General features: G+C 57.5%; 18 protein-coding genes. 15 read left to right on the top strand and 3 right to left on the bottom strand.

What is annotated here, in order from left to right; all coding sequences use genetic code 11:
- Nucleotides 1–40 precede the first annotated feature (40 nt).
- The 3 genes from G7Y43_RS09650 to G7Y43_RS09640 all read left to right on the top strand — a co-directional run bounded on the left by G7Y43_RS09650 (nucleotide 41) and on the right by G7Y43_RS09640 (nucleotide 2245).
- Nucleotides 41–661 carry a flavodoxin family protein gene (locus G7Y43_RS09650; RefSeq protein ID WP_165046203.1) on the top strand — a complete coding sequence of 207 codons (621 nt, stop codon included), beginning with the start codon at nucleotides 41–43 and terminating at the stop codon, nucleotides 659–661.
- 147 nt (nucleotides 662–808) lie between these two features.
- Complete coding sequence (locus tag G7Y43_RS09645; protein WP_165046202.1) at nucleotides 809–1693, top strand: methionyl aminopeptidase; 885 nt, start codon at nucleotides 809–811, stop codon at nucleotides 1691–1693.
- A 93-nt stretch (nucleotides 1694–1786) separates the two neighbouring features.
- Nucleotides 1787–2245, top strand: a complete 459-nt coding sequence (locus G7Y43_RS09640; protein WP_165046201.1) for a C-GCAxxG-C-C family protein — start codon at nucleotides 1787–1789, stop codon at nucleotides 2243–2245.
- Nucleotides 2246–2424: 179 nt separating this feature from the next.
- Here G7Y43_RS09640 and G7Y43_RS09635 read toward each other — a convergent pair whose 3' ends face one another.
- The gene (locus G7Y43_RS09635) at nucleotides 2425–2844 is read right to left on the bottom strand and encodes a peptidylprolyl isomerase (protein ID WP_165046200.1); all 420 of its coding nucleotides are present in this window, start codon (nucleotides 2842–2844) and stop codon (nucleotides 2425–2427) included.
- Nucleotides 2845–2984: 140 nt separating this feature from the next.
- Nucleotides 2985–4343: a glutamate-cysteine ligase family protein gene (locus tag G7Y43_RS09630; RefSeq protein WP_165046199.1), complete on the bottom strand. Its 1359-nt coding sequence runs from the start codon at nucleotides 4341–4343 to the stop codon at nucleotides 2985–2987.
- Nucleotides 4344–4721: 378 nt separating this feature from the next.
- On the opposite strand from G7Y43_RS09630, the gene argC reads away from it, so the two are divergent.
- The 7 genes from argC (at nucleotide 4722) to G7Y43_RS09595 (ending at nucleotide 13120) form a co-directional block, all read left to right on the top strand.
- The gene (gene argC / locus G7Y43_RS09625; protein WP_241158240.1) at nucleotides 4722–5840 is read left to right on the top strand and encodes an N-acetyl-gamma-glutamyl-phosphate reductase; all 1119 of its coding nucleotides are present in this window, start codon (nucleotides 4722–4724) and stop codon (nucleotides 5838–5840) included.
- Nucleotides 5841–5922: 82 nt separating this feature from the next.
- The gene (gene argJ, locus G7Y43_RS09620; RefSeq protein WP_165046198.1) at nucleotides 5923–7242 is read left to right on the top strand and encodes a bifunctional glutamate N-acetyltransferase/amino-acid acetyltransferase ArgJ; all 1320 of its coding nucleotides are present in this window, start codon (nucleotides 5923–5925) and stop codon (nucleotides 7240–7242) included.
- Entirely contained in the window at nucleotides 7239–8201 is a 963-nt protein-coding gene (argB, locus tag G7Y43_RS09615; RefSeq protein WP_165046197.1) for an acetylglutamate kinase, read from the top strand. The genes argJ and argB overlap by 4 nt, the downstream gene beginning before the upstream one ends.
- 84 nt (nucleotides 8202–8285) lie before the next feature.
- Nucleotides 8286–9539 (top strand): aspartate aminotransferase family protein, encoded by a 1254-nt coding sequence (locus G7Y43_RS09610; RefSeq protein ID WP_165046196.1) that lies wholly within the window; start codon nucleotides 8286–8288, stop codon nucleotides 9537–9539.
- Between the two features lie 36 nt (nucleotides 9540–9575).
- Complete coding sequence (locus G7Y43_RS09605; RefSeq protein ID WP_165046195.1) at nucleotides 9576–10004, top strand: arginine repressor; 429 nt, start codon at nucleotides 9576–9578, stop codon at nucleotides 10002–10004.
- 199 nt (nucleotides 10005–10203) lie between these two features.
- Nucleotides 10204–12531: a transglycosylase domain-containing protein gene (locus G7Y43_RS09600; protein WP_165046194.1), complete on the top strand. Its 2328-nt coding sequence runs from the start codon at nucleotides 10204–10206 to the stop codon at nucleotides 12529–12531.
- 82 nt (nucleotides 12532–12613) lie between these two features.
- Complete coding sequence (locus G7Y43_RS09595; protein ID WP_241158237.1) at nucleotides 12614–13120, top strand: hypothetical protein; 507 nt, start codon at nucleotides 12614–12616, stop codon at nucleotides 13118–13120.
- A gap of 133 nt (nucleotides 13121–13253) precedes the next feature.
- Here G7Y43_RS09595 and G7Y43_RS09590 read toward each other — a convergent pair whose 3' ends face one another.
- Nucleotides 13254–15470 (bottom strand): transglycosylase domain-containing protein, encoded by a 2217-nt coding sequence (locus G7Y43_RS09590; RefSeq protein WP_165046193.1) that lies wholly within the window; start codon nucleotides 15468–15470, stop codon nucleotides 13254–13256.
- A 150-nt stretch (nucleotides 15471–15620) separates the two neighbouring features.
- On the opposite strand from G7Y43_RS09590, the gene G7Y43_RS09585 reads away from it, so the two are divergent.
- From G7Y43_RS09585 to G7Y43_RS09565, 5 genes are all read left to right on the top strand, one after another.
- Nucleotides 15621–18101, top strand: coding sequence for a DUF3656 domain-containing protein (locus tag G7Y43_RS09585; protein ID WP_165046192.1), 2481 nt, complete (start codon nucleotides 15621–15623; stop codon nucleotides 18099–18101).
- 214 nt (nucleotides 18102–18315) lie between these two features.
- Nucleotides 18316–19527, top strand: a complete 1212-nt coding sequence (gene tyrS, locus G7Y43_RS09580; RefSeq protein WP_165046191.1) for a tyrosine--tRNA ligase — start codon at nucleotides 18316–18318, stop codon at nucleotides 19525–19527.
- Nucleotides 19528–19770: 243 nt separating this feature from the next.
- Entirely contained in the window at nucleotides 19771–20112 is a 342-nt protein-coding gene (locus G7Y43_RS09575) for a hypothetical protein (RefSeq protein WP_165046190.1), read from the top strand.
- 39 nt (nucleotides 20113–20151) lie between these two features.
- Nucleotides 20152–20643, top strand: coding sequence for an RNA polymerase sigma factor (locus G7Y43_RS09570; RefSeq protein ID WP_165046189.1), 492 nt, complete (start codon nucleotides 20152–20154; stop codon nucleotides 20641–20643).
- Complete coding sequence (locus G7Y43_RS09565) at nucleotides 20640–21488, top strand: hypothetical protein (RefSeq protein ID WP_165046188.1); 849 nt, start codon at nucleotides 20640–20642, stop codon at nucleotides 21486–21488. The genes G7Y43_RS09570 and G7Y43_RS09565 overlap by 4 nt, the downstream gene beginning before the upstream one ends.
- Nucleotides 21489–21801 lie beyond the last annotated feature (313 nt).

The raw sequence follows: 21801 nt of genomic DNA, 5'->3' as shown, positions 1-21801 counted from the left end.
GAAACGTCGCATGAAAGAAAACAACCCAAAGGGGGAAAGCATGAAGGTTTTGATGTTTAACGGCAGCCCGCGTCCGAAATCGAACACGGGTGTGGCGCTTGCTGAGATCGCGGGCGTACTGAACGCTCAGGGAATCGAGACGGAAGTCATAAACGTGGGCGTAAAGCCGGTGCGCGGCTGTATTGCGTGCGGCAAGTGCGCGAGCAGTGGTCGCTGCGTGTTCGACGATGTGGTAAACGATGCTCTTGCGAAGCTCGAGGATGCCGACGGCTATGTGTTCGGCACGCCGGTGTACTACGCATCCCCGAATGGCAACATGGTTTCGTTTATGGATCGGCTGTTTTTTGCAGGTGGTGCCAAGATGGCATACAAACCGGCCGCTTGCGTTGCGGTGGCACGCCGCGCGGGATGCACGACCAGCTACGATATGATGAACAAGTACATTGGTATCAATAACATGATCATGGTGCCCTCTTCGTACTGGAACGATTGCTTTGGTCGCTTGCCTGGTGAAGCCGCACAGGACGAAGAGGGCCTAAGCGTCATGCGGGGTATTGGTGTGAACATGGCGTGGTTGCTGAAGCTGCTCGAGTTGGGTCGCGAAAACGGCCTTCCTGCACCAACGCCCGAGCCGAAAGCGTTGTTTAGCTTCATTCGATAGCTTATGAAAGTATGCTTAGCCTAACTGTGCGCGCGTATGAAAGGCGGTACAATGAGGCAAACCGAACCCACGCGCCCGGGAAGTCCTAGGCGCGATCGGGTTGCGCTTCGCAACGTAGCCCGAGCAGCGATCAGAAGGGTGATTCCCATGTACGATAGGTTGCCGGTTCCCGGTCGCAACGACGAATGCTGGTGCGGTAGCGGGAAGAAGTACAAAAAGTGCCACCACGATTTCGATGAGCGACTGCAAGACCTCTACAGCCGCGGTTTCGAAGTCCCCAGCCGCGATTTGCTGAAGATGCCCGCCGATATCGAAGCGCTCAAGCGCAGTGCGGAAATCAACCGCGGTGTGCTTGACCTGGTGGGCGAACGCATCAAGGCGGGGGTTTCCACCGAGGAAATCGACCAGTGGATTTACGACTACACCGTTGAACATGGTGGCACGCCGGCTGACCTGAACTACGAGGGCTATCCGAAAAGCGTGTGTACGTCCATCAACGAAGTGGTGTGTCACGGAATTCCCTGCAAAGAAGACGTGTTGCAAGAGGGCGACATCGTTAACGTCGACTGCTCTACCATCCTTAACGGCTACTACAGTGATTCGTCGCGCATGTTTTGTATCGGCGAGGTGTCCGACGAGGCTCGCCGTCTAGTTGAGGAAACCAAGCGCGCCATGGAGGCGGGTATCGCCGCCGTGAAACCCTGGGGCTTCTTAGGTGACGTGAGCGAGGCTGTGCAGAAGCACGCTGAAAAGTGCGGCTTCTCGGTGGTGCGCGAGTTTGGTGGGCACGGGATCGGTTTCGAGTTCCACGAAGACCCGTTCGTCAGTCACGTGGGTCGCTCTGGTACGGGCATGGTGCTTGTGCCGGGCATGGTGTTTACCATCGAACCCATGATCAATGCTGGCAAGCACGATATCGATATGTCCGATCCGAACGGCTGGACTGTGCGAACGAAGGATCGCAGCTTGTCGGCGCAATGGGAGGTTCAGCTGGTGGTGACCGAAGACGGCTGTGAGCTTATATCCTGGTAGTACGCGGTTTCGGCGGTGCGCGCCGCCGATGGCGCGTGCTGTGCGCTCTGTTGATTGCGCACCGCGCGTACGAAAACGACGAAGGGGGAAGCTATGAAAACGAGGGCTGATAAGGCCGAAGAGCTATTCAAACAGGGATATAACTGCTGTCAGTCGGTGTTTGGTGCGTTTTGTGACGTGGCGGGAATGAACCTTAATCAGGCGGTGCGCTTTGCAAGCGCGTTTGGTGCAGGGTTTGGCAAGCTGCGGGAAGTGTGCGGGGCCGTATCGGGCATGACGCTCGTCATCGGGTGCATGGATGGCTACGACAACCCTGCCGAAAAGGAAGGTAAGGTTGCCCTGTACGGAACTACCCAGCAGCTGATCGGCGAGTTCAAAGCACGGCAAGGATCGTACGTGTGCCGCGAGATGCTGGGACTTGCACCAGGTGAAGACCTTGCCGAACCGGCGGTGCGCACGGATGACTACTACGCCAGCAGGCCATGCTTGTCGGCCGTGCGCGATGCGGCCGACATCGTACAGCGCCACTACGGCATAGCCGACATCGAATAACGCGAATCGGCTAGACAATCAGTTGCGCTTGGATTGCGGCTTGATCACCGTCTTTTGCTGTTCTGCTATCCTATCGTCTTCACTTCGGCATAAACGTTAGACAAATACGAGGAAGGCGAACTTAGTTTTCGCTAAGTTCGCCTTCCTCGATTAAAGGAGCACTCGTGTTCGGTGCTTCCTTAGTCGGCAACCTCTACAAGGGTGATCTCGAAGTTGAGATCCTTGCCGGCAAGTTCGTGGTTCAAATCAACCGTGATAATGCCATCTTTAAGCGTTGCCGCGATCGGCTGTCCCATGGGTCCGCTCAAGAAGAAGCGCTGCCCATCCTGCAGCTGATCGGCTCCTTGTACCTGCGCGGCAGGAATGTGCTGAACTTTGGCTGGTTCGTACTCGCCGTATGCGTCGGCTGCAGCAATGTGTACGGTTTTCGTCTCGCCGACAGTCATGTCTTTAACAGCTGCGTCGAATCCCTTAATCATCTGTCCTGCCATGCAGGTAAACTCGATGGGCTCGCCGCGGTCGAGCGACGAATCGAACTTCGTCCCATCATCAAGCGTGCCGGTGTAGTGTGCCTTGACTCTCTTGCCCTCATTGCTCATGAACGGCTCCTTCTGCGCGGTGATCGCGTTCGTTTCGCACGCGACAATGCGCAACGTGTGATTGATGCGCACCTAGTCTAGCGCAGATTTCGCACCTCAAGCAGTGTGACATCGAAATTCAGCGCTTTCGCCACGGCTCCTTAATTTGTTCGCTGCTCAACTTCGTGCACCGAGCTGTCGGCGCGCAGGAAGCCCGTTTGCTCGGTTATATCGGCAAGCGTGGTGCGCGCTTCGACAAGGGTCTCCAACGGTTCGATGACCTCACGTTCGTCGTCAGGCAAGCCGGCGTGTGCGATAGCGAGCAAGTCGTCGCAGATGTTGGCTACGCAGTTCCCATACACACGTGCCTCATAGCCGTGCGCCATCAACTCGCGCTTTGCGCGCACGACGTCTTCTTCGGTTGGCTCGCCGATGAGTAGTTCAAGTGCGCGAAGGCTGTGCTCGTTGTAGAATAGCCCCTTTATCAGGGCGGCGTATGCTATTGCATAGGGCACAGGCATGGTGTCTGCGGGCCGAATTTCGATATAGGTTTTTAGGCGCACGTCGGTGAAAAACATCGACAGTGCGTGTTCCACATCGGCGCGCTCCATACTGCGCGTTGCGTAGATTTCGCCGAACGTGCGAGCGTCGGCCACCCACTCGCGCGTGGTAGGGTCTTGCACGAGGATGGCTGGTGTGTCTAGGATGTAGGCGGCGTATGCTTCAAGCGTGAACGACGTCGACAGCGCGCCAGGTACAATGCCGCAGCGGTCGGCGTCCATATGATTCCAAATGTGTGTGCGTACAAGCTTTTTCGTGCGCGGAACACCTTCAAATACCGGTGAGTTGTCGCAGATAAGCGACAGCACTGGCACAATTGTACACGCGAGTCGCAGTTTGCGCAGGCAGTCATCAACGCTTATGTAATCGATAGATACTTGGGTCGATGCGCTGCCGCGCATCATGCATGGGCCGCATGTGTCGGTGGCACTCAAGTACGTGTTCATCAGCTCATAGCGGCGTTTGGGAATGAGCTCTAAGTCAAGCGCGCGTGCCGTGGGATGATATCCCGTTGCCAGCGCTTGTGCGCCAATGCGCGTAAGTTCACGGTCAAGCGTCGCTTCGAAGTTGTCGAAAACGTCGCGTGCCCGATGCAGATCAGCAAATGGTCCCGCGGACAACTCAATCTGCGCCGCCGGCTCAATAGTGATACTCTCGCCTGCGCGTGCGACACCCAAAATGTCACCTGCTTCGTCGCGAGTAATGCAAGGGTAGTCCTTCGACAGCGCCTCAAGCACAGTTGCCACGCCAGCGTCGCCACTGTACGGCACGGGGGACAGGTCGTGCCGTACGATCGTGTGCTCAAGTTCAATACCGACGTTTCCCAGCGTTTCATGCGGTTTGATGCCGCTTTCGAAGTAGCTGACAATGGCGCGAATGTTGTCTTCGCGCGCGGGTTGGCTCGTCGCGTTGGCCGGTTGGTTCGGCGTGTTCGGTGCCGTGCTGCGTTGCGATATCATGCCGTCTCTTTCCATGCGCAGGTGCGCATTCGGTGCGCGATAGTTGTTTTGGCACATGGTACTGCAATAGCGTCTCAAACCGCATCGCCATGCGCTCGTTTTTTCTTGAAGGTTACGCTATCGTAATCAAGCGCGCCCGCTTTCGGTTTCGTGCGGGTGCGCAGCTCGTGCGGCGCGGGCGAGGGGCATTGCGGATGCAGCTGGTACGTGGCTGATGTGACATTCACGGCGAAATGAAAGCAATTCCGCTGTTTATTTCGCTTCAACTTCTTGTGAACCTGCATATTCAGCCGTAAGATATACGAGTCTTGCGTCGCGTTTGTTTTTGTGCAATCGCCCAAAAACAAACGAAGCGCACGTTGAAAGAAGCGTGTGGCGATGCAGTTGGGCGCGCTTGGCATGCGCGCCATGAGAGACAGGAGAGCCATTATGTCCATTACCACGGGTATTGTGGGGGCTGCCGGTTTTGCAGGGGTCGAGCTAACGCGCGTGGCGCTTCGGCACCCCGACTTGCAGCTTACTGTCGTTACGTCGAATGAGCTTGCGGGCGTGCGCGTCGCCGACGAGTACCCGGCGTTTCTCGGGGTAACCGATCTTGCGTATACCACGCATGACGACCCAAAGCTCGATGAATGCGAACTGGTGTTTCTTGCCGTTCCTCATACGGCGGCGCTTGCCATGGCACCCCGCTTGGTTGCCCGCGGGGCAGTGGTTATCGATCTTTCCGCCGACTTCCGACTGAAAGACCCTGCAGTCTACGAGCAGTGGTACAAGACCCCTCACACCGCAACGGATCTGCTCGCTCAGGCGGCCTTTGGTCTGCCCGAACTGTTCCCTGATGACTTGGCGCGTGTTGCGGCGCGCAGGGCACAGGGCGAAGGTGTGCTGGTGGGGTGCGCGGGATGCTATCCGACAGCCACGTCGCTTGCGGCCGCACCGGCTATTCGTGCGGGCATGCTGGCGGATGCTGGTGCTGTGGTGGTTGACGCCATTTCGGGCGTAACCGGTGCGGGCAAGAAGGCAACCGCACGCACCCATTACTGCTTTGCCGACGAAAACCTCGAAGCGTACGGTGTTGCAACGCACAGGCACACCCCCGAGATCGAGCAGATCTTAGGGATCGAGGGCAGGCTTGTGTTCACACCGCATTTGGCCCCGCTCAATCGCGGGCTGCTGTCTACGGTGAACATTCCGCTGGCGTCGGGCGCCCCCCGAACCACCGAGGAAGCGGTCGAGGTGTATAGCGAGTTCTACCGCAACAGTGCGTTCGTGCGTGTGTTACCAGCAGGCAAGATGCCGAAAACCTCTTCGGTGGCGGGGTCGAACTACGCGCACATTGGTGTGGCCGTAAACGATCGCGCTGGCGTGCTCATTGCAGTCGGGGCTATCGACAATATCGGGAAAGGCGCTGCCGATCAGGCGATGCAGTGCGCAAACATCGTTTTGGGTTTGCCCGAAACGCGTGCGCTCGAGCCAGTTGCCGTGCCGGTTGGGTAGCGCTTGGAGTTGATGCGTGCCGCGAAATCGGGCGCACGTGGCCTGTGGCGGTTGTCGCAAGCCACAGTAAGGAGAGGATTGCATGGCCGAACAAAACGCGAATCAGACAACGGAGCAGGTTGCCCCGCTTCGCCTTGGCCGCAGTGCCAAAGCCGACCCCGCCATCGAGCATATCGAAGGAGGAGCAACCTCAGCGCAGGGCTTTCGGGCATGCGGTGTGCACGCCGGCTTCCGCAAAGACCCGCAGCGTCTTGATATGGCCCTGTTGGTAGCCGATGAACCATGCGCGTGTGCGGGCGTGTTCACCACAAATGTATTCTGTTCCGCACCCGTTATCGTGTGTCGCGAGCAGCTTGGGAATGTGGGGTACGGTACCGCGCGCGCTTTGGTGGTAAATTCCGGCAACGCGAATGCAGCTACCGGTGAGCCCGGGTTGCAAGCCGCGCGCGAATCCGCGCGCATCGTGGGAGATGCGGTTGGGTGCCCAGCGTCCGAGGTCATGGTGGCTTCCACCGGCGTCATTGGCGTGCATTTGCCGCTCGAGCCGTTCCGTGTGGCCGTGCCCGATGCTGTGCGTGTGCTTTCTACCGAGGGCGGCGCTCAGGCGGCGCGTGCCATTATGACCACCGACACCGTTGCGAAAGAGGCAGCGGTGCGCTTTTCCGGCGATGGCATTGGTTACGAGGGTTGCACGTTTACCGTGGGCGGCATGGCGAAGGGCTCGGGCATGATCATGCCCAACATGGCCACCATGATATCGGCCATCACTACCGACGCACCTGTGTCTCCCGATGCACTGCATGAAGCGCTCGTTGAAGCGGCGAATGTGAGCTTTAACAAGGTGACAGTCGACTCCGACACGTCCACCAACGATTCGTGCTACGTGCTGGCAAGTGGCGCCGCTGCTCCCGCCGGTGCTGCCCCTATTACCATTGGTTCACCGGCACTTTGCCGCTTCAAGCAAGCCCTTATTGCCGTATGCGAGATCCTGGCGCGCCAAATGGCTGCCGACGGCGAGGGCGCAACCAAGCTTGTTACCGTGAACCTGGCGGGTGCGGCAACCCCAGCAGATGCCGATCTGGCTGCTCGTGCCGTTGCAAATTCCCCGCTGGTGAAAACCGCCATTTGCGGGCACGACGCCAACTGGGGGCGCATTGCTGCCGCCATCGGCAAGTCGGGTGCGGTCTTCCGCCAGGAAAACGCTTCCATCGACATCATGGGCATGCCCGTGTGTAGGCGCGGTTTGACCGTTGCCTTCGACGAAGACGAAGCACTTCGCCGATTCGAAGACCCCGAAATCGTACTAGACGTCGACCTGGGCGAAGGTTCGTGCGAAACCACCATCTGGACGTGCGATTTCACGCATGAGTACATTACGATCAATGGAGATTACCGTTCATGAAGTACGCAAAGCACACGCGCCCGCTGGGCGTATCCAACGACGCAGCCGAGGTTTTGGTTGAGGCGATGCCGTGGATCAAGAACATCACGGGCAAAACCGTTGTCATCAAGTATGGCGGGTCGGCCATGGTCGACAAAGAGCTGCGTCAGAAAGTTATGGCCGACATCGTACTCATGAAGATCATCGGCATCAATCCGGTTATCGTGCATGGCGGCGGCAAGGCCATCAGTGCAGCTATGGAGCGCATGCAGTTACCGGTTGAGTTCAAGGACGGTCAGCGCGTTACCACGCCCGAGGCTATGGATTTGGTGCGCACGGTACTCATGGGCGAGGTCAATCAAGATTTGGTTGCCGATTTGAATGCCCACGGCAACTTTGCGGTAGGACTTTCCGGTGCCGACGGTGGCACGATCATTGCCAAGCAGATGAGCCCCGAGTTACAGCGCGTCGGTCAGATCACCCGCATCAATTCCTACCTGGTAGAAGATCTCATCGAGGGCGATTACATCCCGGTCATTGCTTCTGTTGCACTCGGCGAGGACGGTGGCTTCTACAACGTAAACGCCGACATGGCAGCGGGATACGTGGCTGCGGCCATCGGCGCACACAAAATCATTTTCCTTACCGACGTCGACGGCCTGTATGAGAACTTCGAAGACAAAGACTCACTCATTTCAAACCTCACGTTGTTCGAAACGCAGTACCTTGTTGAGAACAACGTGGTGTCGGCGGGCATGATTCCGAAGTTGCGTTCGTGCATCCATGCGCTGGAAAACGGCGTGTTCCGCGCTCACATCATCAACGGTATCACGCCTCACTCGCTGCTGCTCGAGATCATGACTTCTACGGGTGCTGGCACGACCATCCATGCCACCGATGAAGCATGCAAGAATGATGCACATCCGCTGGGGAGTTTTGCAGCGAAGTTGTCGGAGAACTCGATCGCATCCGAAGGGTAGGAGTGTTTCGGCGATGCGCGCCGAAACACGTTGAGGAATTCGCCATAAGCGCCGTTTGAGGTGCCGGTATTGATAGGAGAGAACATGGGTTTCGCAGAACAACGCGCATTGGAATCCGAATATGTCATGGGCACGTTCGCCCGCAAGCCGGTGCAACTGGTCGAGGGCGCAGGCATGCGTGTCGTCGATTCCGAGGGCAACCAGCTACTCGATTTCATTGCGGGTATCGGCGTGTGCAGCTTAGGGCATTGTCATCCTGCATTGGTTAATGCTTTAAGTGAGCAAGCGCACAAACTCGTCCATGTGAGTAACTACTATTACATCGAGAACCGTGGCGAAGTCGCCAAGATGGTTTCCGACCTGATGAACGTTGGTGTCGAAGAAGCTGATCAGGAGGTGTGGCAAAGCTTCTTCAGTAATTCCGGCGCAGAGTCGAATGAATGCGCTATCAAACTTTCTCGTCTGTATGCACGCAAACGCGCCGCAGCACAGGCGGAACCAGGCAAGCAGGCACAGGCGTTTGCTGCAGCGCCGCGTACGATCGTTGTGATGGAGCGCAGTTTCCACGGTCGCACGTTGGCAACCCTTGCTGCTACCGCACAGCCGGTCAAGCAGGAAGCGTTCATGCCTCTGCCCGACGGGTTTGTTGCCACGCCGCTCAACGACATTGCGGCGCTCGAGCAGTTGTTCGAGCAGCAGGGCGACTCCATCTGCGCTATTATGCTTGAACCGATTCAGGGCGAAAGCGGCGTACACCCCGCCACGCCCGAGTTTATGCAGGCAGCCCGTCGTCTTACTGCTGAGCGCGGCGCGCTGCTTGTGTGTGATGAGGTACAGTGCGGCATCTTCCGTACTGGCAAGCCGTTTGGGTTCCAGAACTTCGGTGTGGTGCCCGATATTGTGACCATCGCGAAGGGTGTCGCATCGGGGTTCCCCATGGGTATGTGCGCCGCACGAGCCAGCGTGGCTGCGGCGTTCGAGCCGGGCGATCATGGAACCACGTTTGGCGGCAGCAACTTGGCGGTCAGCTCGGCGTTGGCGGTGCTGCGCACCATTCGCGATGAAGCCATTGCCGAAAACGTGCTGCGTGTGGGCGCGTACATGCGCGAGCGTTTGGCGTCGCTTCCCGGCGTGGTTGAGGTTCGTGGTTTCGGCCTGATGAACGCCGCCGATCTGCGCGAGGGGGTTTCTGCTCCCGACGTGGTAAGCAGGGCGCTTGGTAAAGGACTGCTGCTGAACGCAACCGGTCCGAGCACGCTTCGGTTCCTACCGCCGCTCATTTGTACGGAAGCCGATGTCGATGCGCTGGTTGAAGCGTTGGGAGAATTGCTGGGATAGATTGTCGGAGGGAACAAGCGCAAAGGGGTAGACGCTATGAGGAAACGCCAGCAACGTCACGATGTCATTCGTGACATCATTCGGGTGAATAACGTCAAGACGCAGCGCGATCTTGCCGACCACCTGCAAAAAGCAGGATACGACTGTACACAAGCGACCATTTCTCGCGACATCATGGACATGGGTCTGGTGAAGTCGCGTGAAGGATACTACGTGCTACCAGAGGAAATGCGGCTACAGCGCATGGTGTCGGAATTGGTTGAGGAAGTGCACGTCGCTGGGAACTTGGTTGTGGTGAAAACCTTCTCGGGCGGCGCGGCGGGCGTGTCGGCGGCACTTGATAAGGCCGACCTGCATGGTGCGCTCGGCACGGTGGCTGGTGACAACACCATTCTCATCGTGGCGGAGTCGCCCGAGGCATCCGCTCGTATCGAAGCCGCTATCAATCGCTTACGGTGCCGCTAGAAGCGCAGTCGCAGGGCGTTTGAAACCTGTGTGATGCTGCTCATCGTTTGGCTCGGCATGCCGTTTTAACGAGCTTCCGTAAGGAGATCCGCCACAAAAGGGATGGGTCTCCTTACTGTTTTTCAACGAACTCGTGTTGTTTGAGGTGACTGCACGCCCCGATGATACAATGGTGGTTGCTACCTAAAGGGAGGTGTGCATGGCATCACGGGCAATCAAGAACAGATGCGGCGTCAAGAAGAAACATGCGTCTCCTGGCGTTCTTTCGGTTATCGCAGTTATTTTCGGTGTTATTGTGGCGCTGAGTGTCGGCGTGTATGCACTGGGGTCTTCGTGGCTGACTGATCTTCCCGATTACGAAGATGCGAGCGCGTACAACGCAGCGCTTCCTACCGAGGTGTACGCGAGCGACGGAGCAACGCTGCTTGCGAAATTTCAGCTTGAATGGCGCGAGCCGGTCAGTATCGACCAGGTGAGTCCGTATGTCCTCGAAGGCACGGTGGCTACCGAGGACGAACGTTTCTATGATCATGCCGGGTTTGACCTAGCAGGCATTGCGCGCGCTGCGGTGAACAACCTCACCGGCGGCGAACGCGAGGGTGCATCGACTATCACACAGCAGTTTGTGCGCAACACTATTCTGTCGAGCGAGATGGACGAAATCTCCTACAAGCGTAAGGTACGCGAAATCTATCTGGCGATGAAGCTCGAGCAGGTGTACTCGAAAGAAGACATCTTGCTCATGTACTTAAACACCATCAACTACGGTTCGGGTGCGTATGGAATCGAGGCGGCATCGAAGCGCTACTTCTCGAAGAGCGCCAGCGACCTCACGCTTGCCGAGGCCGCCACGCTCGTTGGCATTCCTCAGTCGCCCACGTATAACAATCCCATCGACAACCCTGAGCAGTGTGTTGCGCGCCGCAATTTGGTGCTCGATCGCATGCTGAGCAATGGCTATATCACGCAGGAAGAACACGATGCGGCGGTAGCAGAGCCGCTTGTGCTTAATCCCACGGAGCAGTCCGACGACGGGCTTATTGCTTACCCGTACTTCACGAGCTATGTGCGCAATCTGCTCATGGACGAAAATGGGCCGTACAAGTATTCCACTGCCGAAATCTTTAAGGGTGGTCTCAAGGTTATCACCACGCTTGATGTGAATGTGCAGCAGCAGGCCGAGCGCGCCGCTGCCAAGAAGCGGACGACGCTCGATGACAGTATGGAAGTTGCCATCGCTGCCGTTGAGCCGGGTACGGGTTACGTGAAAGCGCTGGTGGGCGGTTCGAACTACGACGAAGAAGAGTTGAATCTCGCAACGGGTGAAGGTACCGACGGGGGCAGGCCCTGTGGTTCTGCCTTTAAGACGTTCACGCTGGTTTCCGCTATTGAGCGTGGCATCGATCCCGACACCACCAACGTCGATTGCTCATCGCCGGCCACCGTTGATGGGTACACCCTGCGAAACATCGACAACATCAACTACGGCACGCGTAGTATAACCAGGGCGTTTGCCGTGTCATCGAACACGGGTTTCGTTCGTCTTATCTCGAGCTTGGGTACCAACAGCGTTATCGATGTTGCAGAGCGTATGGGCATCACAAGCGATTTGCGCTCGTCGGGCGCAGGAGCTTCACTCACACTTGGCGTGGCCAACGTTACGCCGCTTGATATGGCGAATTCCTTCGCCACCATTTCTAGCGGCGGCAAGCATTACGACCCGCAGCCGGTGCTGCAAATCTACGATCGCAAGGGTGCAGTGGTCATTGATAACACAAATCCCGAAGGCGATCAGGCACTTACCCCCGAGGTTGCATATGCTGCCGCTACCGCCATGCAATCGGTACTGTCGTACGAGGGCACGGGCGCGGGGTATAGCTTGCCGAACGGGCAGCCGGTGGCGTGCAAAACAGGTACCAGCGAAAACTCTCGGGACATTACGTTTACGGGCACCATTCCGCAAATCGCCGTAAGTGTATGGGTGGGTGACCCCAGCAACCAAAATGTCATGCCACATCACAGCATGTGCGTCGACGTGTTCATGGATTTCGTGGGTGCGGTGTGGGGTGGCGACCCTGTGCGCGCGTTCCCTACGGCGGACGATCCTCCGTATAAACCATACAATGATGCCAAATACCACATTGGCAGTGGGTATTGGTCGGGTTCTCAGGGTGAGGACAAAAAAGACGACGAAGCGGATGACGAAAAGAAGGACGGCGAGAACGATCCTTCCACTACCGATGATCCTACGGTTGCTCCGGTTGATCCTGCCACTCCGGTCGATCCCGTCACTCCAGTTGATCCTGCCACTCCGGTTGATCCCGTCACTCCGGTTGAACCCACGAACCCTGATCCGGGAAGCCCGGCAGCGCTTACCGAGCCGGACGAAGAGCCGCAAGCGGAAAGTGGCAGGTCGGTATCGACGGCTGCTCGTATGGCGTGGCGCTTGGTAAACATATTCTCGCCAACGAGTGAGGTATGGCACCCATCACGTGATGTTGTGGGTGGCATGTTAGCGTATAGGTAACGGAATGTATAAAACGCACGGCAGTGCGCAGGGCCCAAACATCGAAGGGGATCGCCTGTCAGCTGCAAAGGAGGAAAGGTTCATGAGAACGATGCTCTTGCGAAAGAACGTGATCGCCTTCGCTTGTGCAGGCGTGCTGTTGCTTGCTGCATTGTCTGGCTGCACAACGGGGCCGAGCGAAAGCGAGCAAGCGCAGCAGGCGAATCGCGACTATATGGCCCAGGTAAATCAGAGCATGGAAAGCCTGGAGGCGAAACTCGGTAGTTTCATCGATGCCGTGTCGCGCGGCGATGTCGTGAACATGCGCACGCAAGCTGACAATGCCTACGCTGCACTCGACGAGTTGGCGAAAATCGAAGCGCCTGAAGGATTGGAAGATATTCAGACTTCCTATGTTGACGGAACGAACGCACTAAAAGAGGCACTTGACGACTACATTGCTCTGTATACCGAAATAGAATCGGCAACTGCGGACAATCCGTTCGATTGGACTTCGTACGACAACCGAATCTCCCAGATCAAGAGCAAATATGACGAAGGAATCGGCCTGCTTCAGTCAGGTGACAACGCAGCTGCAGCGAAGAAATAGTGCGTTTCAGCTAGGGAATGAATCAGTATTCCCCTCTGTAAGTGGCAGAAAAGCGGGTCGGCAAATTGCCGACCCGCTTTGCGATGGTGCGCCGAGCATGCGCACGATTCTGGCGCTGCTTCGATCAGGTGCGTTACGTGCTTGCTGGTTGCGCTGACTCTCCAGAGGTGTTCGGGTCTCCCGATTCTGTATCGTTGCCCTCATCGTCGGGTGCGTTCGGGTCATCCGTTCCTTGCGCATCGGGGTTGGGTCCCTTCGATACCACCACTACGATTTTCCCGTCTTGCACGGACTGGCTGATCACCGTGCCAGCAGGCACCGAATCGGAGTATTCTTCGACGTACGACGTCTTGTACGAGTTCAGGAGCTCCTTAGCCTCATCAAGTGTTTTTCCACTCGTATTTGGTGCATTCTCAGCTGCTTTTGAGGTAAGCTCTTTCTGTTTCTCATTGAAGTTGTTGTTGTATTTCGGGTCTTCCACATCGGGGAAGTTGGTGATCTCGGTTCCTTCGAGCGCACGGCTCATGAACGTACTCCACAGCCAGTTGCAGGTAAGGTTTTCATCGGTGGGGCTGTAGTCGCGCGCGCCGATCCACACCGAACAGCACAGGGTGGGGGTGTAGCCCACCAGCGTGTGATCGCGCCAGTCGGTACCGGTACCGGTCTTGCCGGCCACGGGCTGCCCACTTGCCAAGCCGAAGCCGTATGCTGTCCCTTCCGGTGACTCGAACACGCCGCGCAGCACCTTGGTCACCGCGCCGGCTACCTTTTCGTCAAGCACGCGCTCGCTGGTGTCGGGCGCTTCGTAGAGTACCTCGCCATCACTGTTCTCGATGCGTGTGATAGCGATGGCTTTGCGGTGTGTGCCGCCGGTTGCGAACGACGAGTACGCCTCGGCCATCTCCAGCGGCGTGGTGTTTTCGGTGCCCAGCGTAATGATGGGAAGGTTGCTCAACGGAGAGGTTACACCCAGCCGGTGAGCCATGTTCACTACCTGCGACGAGCCGACTTCTTGGATGAGACGGTAATAGCCAGTGTTTGATGACACGGCTGTTGCGCTGGCGATGGACCGAATACCCTGGTCCTGTTTGCCGTAGTTGTACAGCTCATCACCTGTTTCCATCTTCAGTGGGTTTGTGCAGTCGATAAGCGTGTCGGGATCAATGCCTTCTTCGATGGCGGTTGCCAGTGTGAACGCCTTAAATGACGAACCGGCAGGGCGTCCGCCCTGTGTCGCGATGTTGAACTGGTTGGCGTCAAAATCCTTGCCGCCTACCAGTGCCAGAATGTGCCCGGTCGCAGGGTCGATCGCTACCAACGCCGCTTCTAGGTTGTCGGCCATCTGCGCGCACTGCTCTGCGCAGGTTTGCTCGGCTTTTTCCTGCATAACAGGATCAAGTGTGGTGTGGATAGTGAGGCCGCCTGCGAACAGGTCCTCGTATGACACGTCGAAGCCATTGTTTTCGTCAAGCAGCAAATCGCGCACGTAACTGGTGAAGTACGGGAACGCGGTTATGCCGTCGATACGCGCGTCGGGCGCAGGGTTCAAATTCAGCTCTTCAGCAACTGCCGCATCGTGTTCCTCTTGTGTGATGTCACCAACGCTCAGCATTCGGTCGAGCACGATATTGCGTCGTTCAAGGCATGCGTCGGGGTTTTCCTTGGGGTTGAGGTACGTCGGTGACTGTGGGATACCGGCAAGCGTTGCTGCCTGCGTCAACGTCAGGTCGCTCGCGTTTACCTGAAAGTAGTTTTGTGCTGCTGCCTGAATGCCGTAACAGCCATCGCCGTAGTTGATGGTGTTTAGGTACATGAGCAGGATATCGTCTTTGGAAAAGCGTTTTTCCATTTCCAGCGCCAGCGTCGCTTCGCGAATCTTGCGCTTGAGCGAGATGTCGTCCATCTCGTCGAATAGGATCGTGTTGCGCACGAGCTGCTGTGTGATCGTTGATGCACCCTGCATATCGCCGCCGCGCAGATTGTTCAGCACGGCGCGCGCGATACCCATGATGTCCACGCCGTCGTGCTCGTAGAAGCGGGAATCTTCGGTGGCAATAGTTGCTTGCGTTACGTAAGTATTCACCTGGTCAAGCGTTACCGGATCGCGTTTCTCAAGTTGGAATTGCGCGAGTTTTGTGGTGCCATCCGCTGCCCACATGGTCGATTCCTCAGCGTGGCTGGCAAAATCGAACGACGAGACGTCAGGCAGGTCGTCGGCCCAACCCTCCATGATGCGCAGCACCCCGTGTACGCCGGAATAGGCGATCAGGCTGACTGACAGTACTGCTACAAGAAGACCCCATTGCACGGCATGGGAGCGCTTTTCGCGCTGTTTTCTGCGTACCTTCATGCTCCGTTATACTACCATTTCTGAAGTTGACCGCATTACCGTTGTGCACGCGCGCGAAACGCGTGCCGATTCGATAAGAATAAAGCATGAAAGACGCAGTTCTCGGGCATTTTTGGGGAATTGCACGGGAAAACGATGGGGGAACGATACATGACAAGCAAGGTGGTTGACGGCGTTGAACGGCGCGTCGAACTGCTCGCACCGGCTGGCGGGCCAAGCGCTCTTCATGCCGCAGTGGCCGCTGGGGCCGATGCGGTGTATCTTGGACTCGATGCTTTCAACGCACGGCGAAACGCCGAGAACTTCACACTCGATACATTGGCTCAAGCGTGTGACTATGCGCATCTGCGTAACGTGCGGGTGTACGTGACACTGAACACACTCGTGCTACCCTCCGAGATCGACCGCGCCATCGAAGTTGCGAGCCGTGCGGCAAACGCTGGGGCCGATGCGTTTATCGTGCAAGATATTGGCGTGGCCTCCCGCTTGAAAGAGCAGGTGCCCGAGGCGAACTTGCACATTTCAACCCAGATGAACACTCACAGTATTGCCGGTTTGGAAGCGGCCGCTCTGTTGGGGGCTCGTCGCGTCACGCTGGCTCGCGAGCTGTCAATGGGCGAGATTGAGCAACTCGCCGACGTTGCGGCTCAATTGGGAATGCAGGTGGAAACCTTTGCCCACGGGGCGCTGTGTGTGTGCTATTCAGGACAGTGTCTTATGTCGTCGCTTATTGGTGGACGTTCGGCGAATCGGGGCTTGTGTGCGCAGGCGTGTCGGCTGTCCTACGATCTGCATGCCGAAAGCAATCCCGACCCGCTTCCTGCCCCAGGCGAGCACTTGCTGTCGCCGCAGGATCTCTGCACCATCGATGTGCTGCCGCAGTTGGTGCGCGCAGGTGTATCGTCGCTGAAGATCGAGGGCCGCATGAAGTCGCCCGAATACGTTTTTGCGGTGGTGGGCGTTTACCGTTGCGTGCTCGATCGTGTGTTGGCGGGTGAGGTGAGTGCGAAGGCAACCGATCAGGAACGTCGTACGCTGTCCGAGGCGTTCTCGCGTGGCTTCACCACGGCATATCTGGAAGGGCATCGTGGCAACGACATCATGAGCTACGGCAGGCCCAACAACCGGGGTGTGTTCGCGGGGCGCGTGTCGCGTGTTGGAGACGGTTGGGTTGCTATTGCCTCTGAAGTGCGACTCGTCCCAGGCGACGTCATCGAATTCTGGACCAACAAGGGGCATTTCGCACACGTGCTCGACCAAACGGCGCGGTTCGAGAAGAATACCGTGTTTGTGCAGCCCGAGCGCGCGGTGGGGAAGGGCGACCGGGTGTTTCGCGTTCGCAGTGCCGAAGCGCGCTTCGTTGACGATCCGTTTTCGCCTCGCGTTGCGGTTGTGGGCAAGGTTCAGTTGCGTCTCGGCGAGCCCGCGCGCGTCGAGTTCAGCCCGTGTGAGCCGCGCGTTGCGGGCAAGGTTGTCGGACATGCCGAGGGGAGCGTTGTCGAAGTGGCGCGCACGAAGGCGCTTACCGAAGACGAGGTTCGCGAGCATGTTGATCGCTTGGGTCAGACGCCCTTCTGTCTGGAATCGCTCGAAATCGATCTTGACGACGGTGTGGGTATGGGCTTCTCGCAGCTACACCGGCTGCGCACTGCCGCACTTGATGCGCTATCCGATCTGCTGATCACCGCCAATCGGGCCGATTCTCGCGCCACCCACGCCACCCACATCGCCTATCCGCTCCAACCCGCGTGTTCAGCCGACAACGACGTGCCATTCGTTGCCGTATGGGCGACAAATCCCGCGTGCGCTCGTGCGGCGAAGCGTGCTGGAGCCCAGGCGGTGTACGTGCCTGCTCTCAACTACAAGCGGGGCGAGGCAAGCTGCCAAGGCGTTCGCTTATCGCAGGCAGGTCAGGCGGGCTATCCGAAGCGAGCCATCATCGCGTTGCCGGTCGTCAACCATGACCCGGTGCCAGGAACGCGCGAGGAACGACTCGGGTTTGACGCCTGGCGCTACGTAAAACCCGGCAAACCTGTGTTCGCCGATTCGCTGGGCGACCTCGTTCGGGCGCATGACGAAGGTGCGCTTCCCGAACTTGGCTTCCATGTGCCAGTAACGAATCGTGCCGCATTGCAGGCTGCTGCAACACTGGGGGCGCATCGCGTCTGGCTGTCGCCGGAGCTTACGCTCGGTCAGCTTGACGACATGGCCCGCGGCGCGACAGTTCCTTTAGGTATCGTTGTTGTTGGGGCGCAAGAACTCATGATCACCGAGCACTGCCCGCTTATGAGTCAGGGGCCGTGTAATGAACGCTGCAATGAATGCCCCCGCCGAGAAGTGCACCATCACCTGACCGATCGCAAGGGGTTCGATTTCCCGGTGGTGTCAGACGCACTTGGCCGCGGGCACCTGTACAACGGCGTGTCGCTCGACATCGTACATACGCTTCCCGACCTGATCGACATGGGTATCAGCGCGTTCATGGTCGATTCGACACTCATGACGCCCGAAGAAACCGCAAAGGCCACCTCGCGCGCAGTTCGTGCGCTGGATGCCGCGCTGCATGGCGGGGCGGCGTTTCCGAAACCACGAGGGGCAACCACAGGGCATTTGTTCCGAGGGGTGATGTAGGACATTCGGCTTTGACTACGTGCGGCGTGGCAGGAAATCCGAATACCGCAAGTCGAACGGCGAACACCACAAACTGAAAGTCGAATGCCGCAAGCCGAACGGCGAAAGCGGAATACGGCCGTGCGCAGATGTTCGGCGCGATTTGGTGTCGGTCGCAGCGGCGAGTTGGTATATGATGGTTCGCGCACAGTAAACGGAAGAGGGAAAAACAACCATGCTTTCACCGGAAGAACAACTTCACATCATTGCTTCGGGCGCGGCTCAGATCGTGCCCGAGTCCGCCCTGCTCGAAAAGCTGAAGCGCGGCACGCCGCTCAACATCAAGCTGGGTGTCGACCCTACGGCCCCCGATATCCACCTGGGGCACGCGGTGCCGCTGCGTAAGCTACGTCAATTCCAGGACCTCGGGCATCGGGTTACGCTCATTATTGGTGACGGTACAGCACTCATTGGTGATCCGTCAGGGCGCAACACCACGCGTCCGCAGCTCACGCGCGAGCAGATTAAAGCAAACGCTCAAACCTACGTTGACCAGGCATTTAAGGTGCTTGATCCCGAAAAGACCACGCTGCGTTTTAACTCCGAGTGGATCCTTGCTCTTGGCATGGAAGACCTATTGAAGATCACCTCGAACTTCACAGTGGCGCGCATCCTCGAACGCGACGATTTCCACAACCGCTATACGTCAAACCAGTCCATTGGCTTGCACGAGTTCCTCTATCCCACCATGCAAGCGTACGATTCGGTAGTCATTAAAGCCGACGTTGAGCTCGGCGGCACCGATCAGCTGTTCAACTTGCTCGCCGGCCGCGAGCTCATGGAAAAAATGGGTCTCGAACCGCAGGTGTGCCTCACGCTGCCGCTGCTCGAAGGCACCGATGGCGTGAAGAAGATGTCGAAGAGCTACGGTAATTACGTCGGTCTCACCGACGAGCCTGCCGACATGTTCGGCAAGCTGATGTCGGTACCCGACGAGGTTATGGTGAAGTACTTCCGGTTGGCATCGACAGTTCCCGTTGATGAGATCGACGAAATTGAGCGCGGGCTAGCCGCCGACGAACTGCACCCCAATAAGGTGAAGCGCTCACTTGCGCGCAACATTGTGGCTGCGTACTACGACGAGGCAGCTGCCGCTGCAGCTGAGGCCGACTTCGATCTCAAGTTCAAGGAGCATGGTTTTCCGGAGGACGCGCCTGTATACGAGGCCGATCTGACTCCGTTGCCGGACGGAACGGTGTATTTCGCGAAATTGCTTGTCAGCGCGGGCGTGGCACCGAGCGCTTCTGAGGCGCGTCGGCTCATCGATGCGGGTGCCGTGAAGCTGAACGGGCAACCCGTTGCCGCGAAGTCCTACAACTTGCCGCCTGACGCGCTTGTTGGCGCGCAGATTCAGGTAGGAAAAAAGAAGTTCGTCCGTTTCGCGTAACACTCAAGCGTTTTGTGGGCATCATGTGAGCAACCGGAAAATAGTCAAAATCGTTGCAAGGATGTGCCGTCCTCATTCGTGTTGTTCATGAGAGGATAAAATCAGCGTCCCAAGGTACGCGGGCATGCTCTTGAGTGAGACGATTGTAAGGATACATCGAAACAGATGTGCCTTTTGCGTCGTCCCGCGCGACTGTTTTCCTGCGTTCGCTACGGGGCACGTGCGCGAAAGGATGATAAGACGATGAAAAAGACGATAATCGCTGGTATTGCCGCAGTGGGGCTAGCAGTTGCTGTCATGGTGCCAATGGTTGCGTCGGCGGCAGCGAATTGGACGTGTGCGCCTGCCAGTGCCGCATGTGTCGCAGCTTGCCCGGCAGGGGCACCAGGCGCGTTTGTTGACGAGAACAACGACGGCGTCTGCGATCGTGCGGAAGCCGCCAGCTCCGATCGTCCTGCTGACTCAGGATTCGTTGACGAAGACGGCAACGGCGTCTGCGACCGTGCAGAAGCTGTCAACCCTGATCGTCCTGTCTACGGCGGTCATCACGCTGGACACCATGGCGGTCACGGTTGTCGCCGCTAATCTGGACTCTTTGCAAGTAAGGACGCGCTGAGCTAGCCAATGAGGGAGTCGCGCGACATAGAAAAAACGATGCAGCGCCACGCCGATGAGGTGTGGCGCGTGTGCGTGCTGTGCTTTCATACACACGCCGACGCGCAAGATGCATTCCAAGACACGTTTCTCAAGTATGCGCTTGCCGACGACGTAGTGTTTGAGGGGGACGAGCATCGCAAGGCGTGGCTTATCCGTGTGGCATCAAACGTGTGCAAGGACATGCTGAAGGCGGCCGCGCGGCGCACTGTGGCACTTGATAATAGTCGAAGCCAGAGTATCCCGGCACCAGTTGACCCGTTGACTCAGCCTGCTTCGTTTGAGAGTGAAGTTGTCAATGTGATGCGGAGTCTCGATGACCCGCCGCGCACCCCACTGTACCTGTCGATATGCGAAGGCTACACCGCGCCGGAAATTGCCACAATGGTTGATGCCCCGGTGAATACCGTGTATTCGTGGCTTGCTCGCGGCAAGCGCCAATTGAGGGAGGCGTTACGATGACCGATGTCGACCAGCAGGTTCGGGATGCGTTCGCTAAGGTTTGCGCCCCCGAATCCGTGAAAAGCACCACGCTTGCCTTTATAGAGAGTAAGCGAAAGAGCGAAAGCTCGCTTTCAAATTTGGAACAAGAGCCGGTTGTGTCGAAGCGTGGTCACCGCGTCGTTGCGGCTCGCCGCATACGTTTCGCCGTCCCCATTGCTGCATGTATGTTGCTGGTTGTGCTGTGCTTTGGAGGTGCGACGGCGTACTGCACGCCCGCTGCGTATGTTGACATTGATGTGAATCCTTCGCTGGAGCTGTCGGTCAACTGCTTTGGCGTCGTCGTGAGCGCGCGGGGCTTAAATGAGGAAGGGTGCGAAATCGTTGACGAGGTCGACCTTACCCACTGCTCCTACACAACAGCAATTGACCGCCTTGCCGAAAGCCAGGCGCTTTCCTCCTACGTTACAGAAGATGCCATGGTGGACGTAGTCGTTTCCGCACGAAATAGCAAGCAAGCCGACCGCCTTGAGCGCGAAAGCGAAACAGGCTTTTCGAAGATCCCGTGTCAAACGGCGTGCTCGCGTGCTGATAGGCAAACGCATGAAAGCGCGCATGCGTGCGGGATGAGCATGGGGCGCTATGAGATAGCCCAACAGCTTGTGGAAGCAGACGACTCGCTGAGTATGGACGAATGCTCAGCAATGAGCATGCGGGAACTACGCGATCTCGCTGCCGCACAGGGCTTGTCATACAGTGAGGAACAAGAAAAGGCAGCCGGTAACGGTCACGAAGCTGGTAACGGTCATGGAGAAGGCAATGGCCACGGTCATGGAGCCCGCGGCGAGCATTCAGGGCAGAAATAAACGGGAGCAAAACCTTCCAAATTGAGCGGCAATGTAAACCTTCACATTTCCTCCAACATTTCAAAGAGCAGCATATCCCCAGGTAATACGGCCGCATAACGCTCAAATCAAGACAAAGTGTGCGAGTGGTAGCTTTCTTTCAAAACTTTTCCTTGACGGGGAGGTGCAGGGAGGGTAAAGTTCTATCTTGCGCTTCGGGGGAGACCTCGAAAGCAAACACAAGCCCTGATAAGACCAAAGAGAGCAGGTCTTATGCAGGTTAGGGACCTTGAGAACCGGATACTGTGAGGCAGACATTTCGAAGACGATAAAT

It is taken from the genome of Adlercreutzia sp. ZJ138, from assembly GCF_011038935.1.
Taxonomy (GTDB): domain Bacteria; phylum Actinomycetota; class Coriobacteriia; order Coriobacteriales; family Eggerthellaceae; genus ZJ141.
The sequence above is the reverse complement of the archived record's forward strand: the minus strand, read 5'-3'. Positions and strand labels throughout refer to the sequence as shown.

Bases quoted from the DNA above. Each gene is read 5' to 3' on its own strand.
- G7Y43_RS09650 (WP_165046203.1), top strand. From the start codon at position 41: ATGAAGGTTTTGATGTTTAACGGCAGCCCGCGTCCGAAATCGAACACG.
- G7Y43_RS09645 (WP_165046202.1), top strand. From the start codon at position 809: ATGTACGATAGGTTGCCGGTTCCCGGTCGCAACGACGAATGCTGGTGC.
- G7Y43_RS09640 (WP_165046201.1), top strand. From the start codon at position 1,787: ATGAAAACGAGGGCTGATAAGGCCGAAGAGCTATTCAAACAGGGATAT.
- G7Y43_RS09635 (WP_165046200.1), bottom strand. From the start codon at position 2,844: ATGAGCAATGAGGGCAAGAGAGTCAAGGCACACTACACCGGCACGCTT.
- G7Y43_RS09630 (WP_165046199.1), bottom strand. From the start codon at position 4,343: ATGATATCGCAACGCAGCACGGCACCGAACACGCCGAACCAACCGGCC.
- argC (WP_241158240.1), top strand. From the start codon at position 4,722: ATGCAGTTGGGCGCGCTTGGCATGCGCGCCATGAGAGACAGGAGAGCC.
- argJ (WP_165046198.1), top strand. From the start codon at position 5,923: ATGGCCGAACAAAACGCGAATCAGACAACGGAGCAGGTTGCCCCGCTT.
- argB (WP_165046197.1), top strand. From the start codon at position 7,239: ATGAAGTACGCAAAGCACACGCGCCCGCTGGGCGTATCCAACGACGCA.
- G7Y43_RS09610 (WP_165046196.1), top strand. From the start codon at position 8,286: ATGGGTTTCGCAGAACAACGCGCATTGGAATCCGAATATGTCATGGGC.
- G7Y43_RS09605 (WP_165046195.1), top strand. From the start codon at position 9,576: ATGAGGAAACGCCAGCAACGTCACGATGTCATTCGTGACATCATTCGG.
- G7Y43_RS09600 (WP_165046194.1), top strand. From the start codon at position 10,204: ATGGCATCACGGGCAATCAAGAACAGATGCGGCGTCAAGAAGAAACAT.
- G7Y43_RS09595 (WP_241158237.1), top strand. From the start codon at position 12,614: ATGAGAACGATGCTCTTGCGAAAGAACGTGATCGCCTTCGCTTGTGCA.
- G7Y43_RS09590 (WP_165046193.1), bottom strand. From the start codon at position 15,470: ATGAAGGTACGCAGAAAACAGCGCGAAAAGCGCTCCCATGCCGTGCAA.
- G7Y43_RS09585 (WP_165046192.1), top strand. From the start codon at position 15,621: ATGACAAGCAAGGTGGTTGACGGCGTTGAACGGCGCGTCGAACTGCTC.
- tyrS (WP_165046191.1), top strand. From the start codon at position 18,316: ATGCTTTCACCGGAAGAACAACTTCACATCATTGCTTCGGGCGCGGCT.
- G7Y43_RS09575 (WP_165046190.1), top strand. From the start codon at position 19,771: ATGAAAAAGACGATAATCGCTGGTATTGCCGCAGTGGGGCTAGCAGTT.
- G7Y43_RS09570 (WP_165046189.1), top strand. From the start codon at position 20,152: ATGAGGGAGTCGCGCGACATAGAAAAAACGATGCAGCGCCACGCCGAT.
- G7Y43_RS09565 (WP_165046188.1), top strand. From the start codon at position 20,640: ATGACCGATGTCGACCAGCAGGTTCGGGATGCGTTCGCTAAGGTTTGC.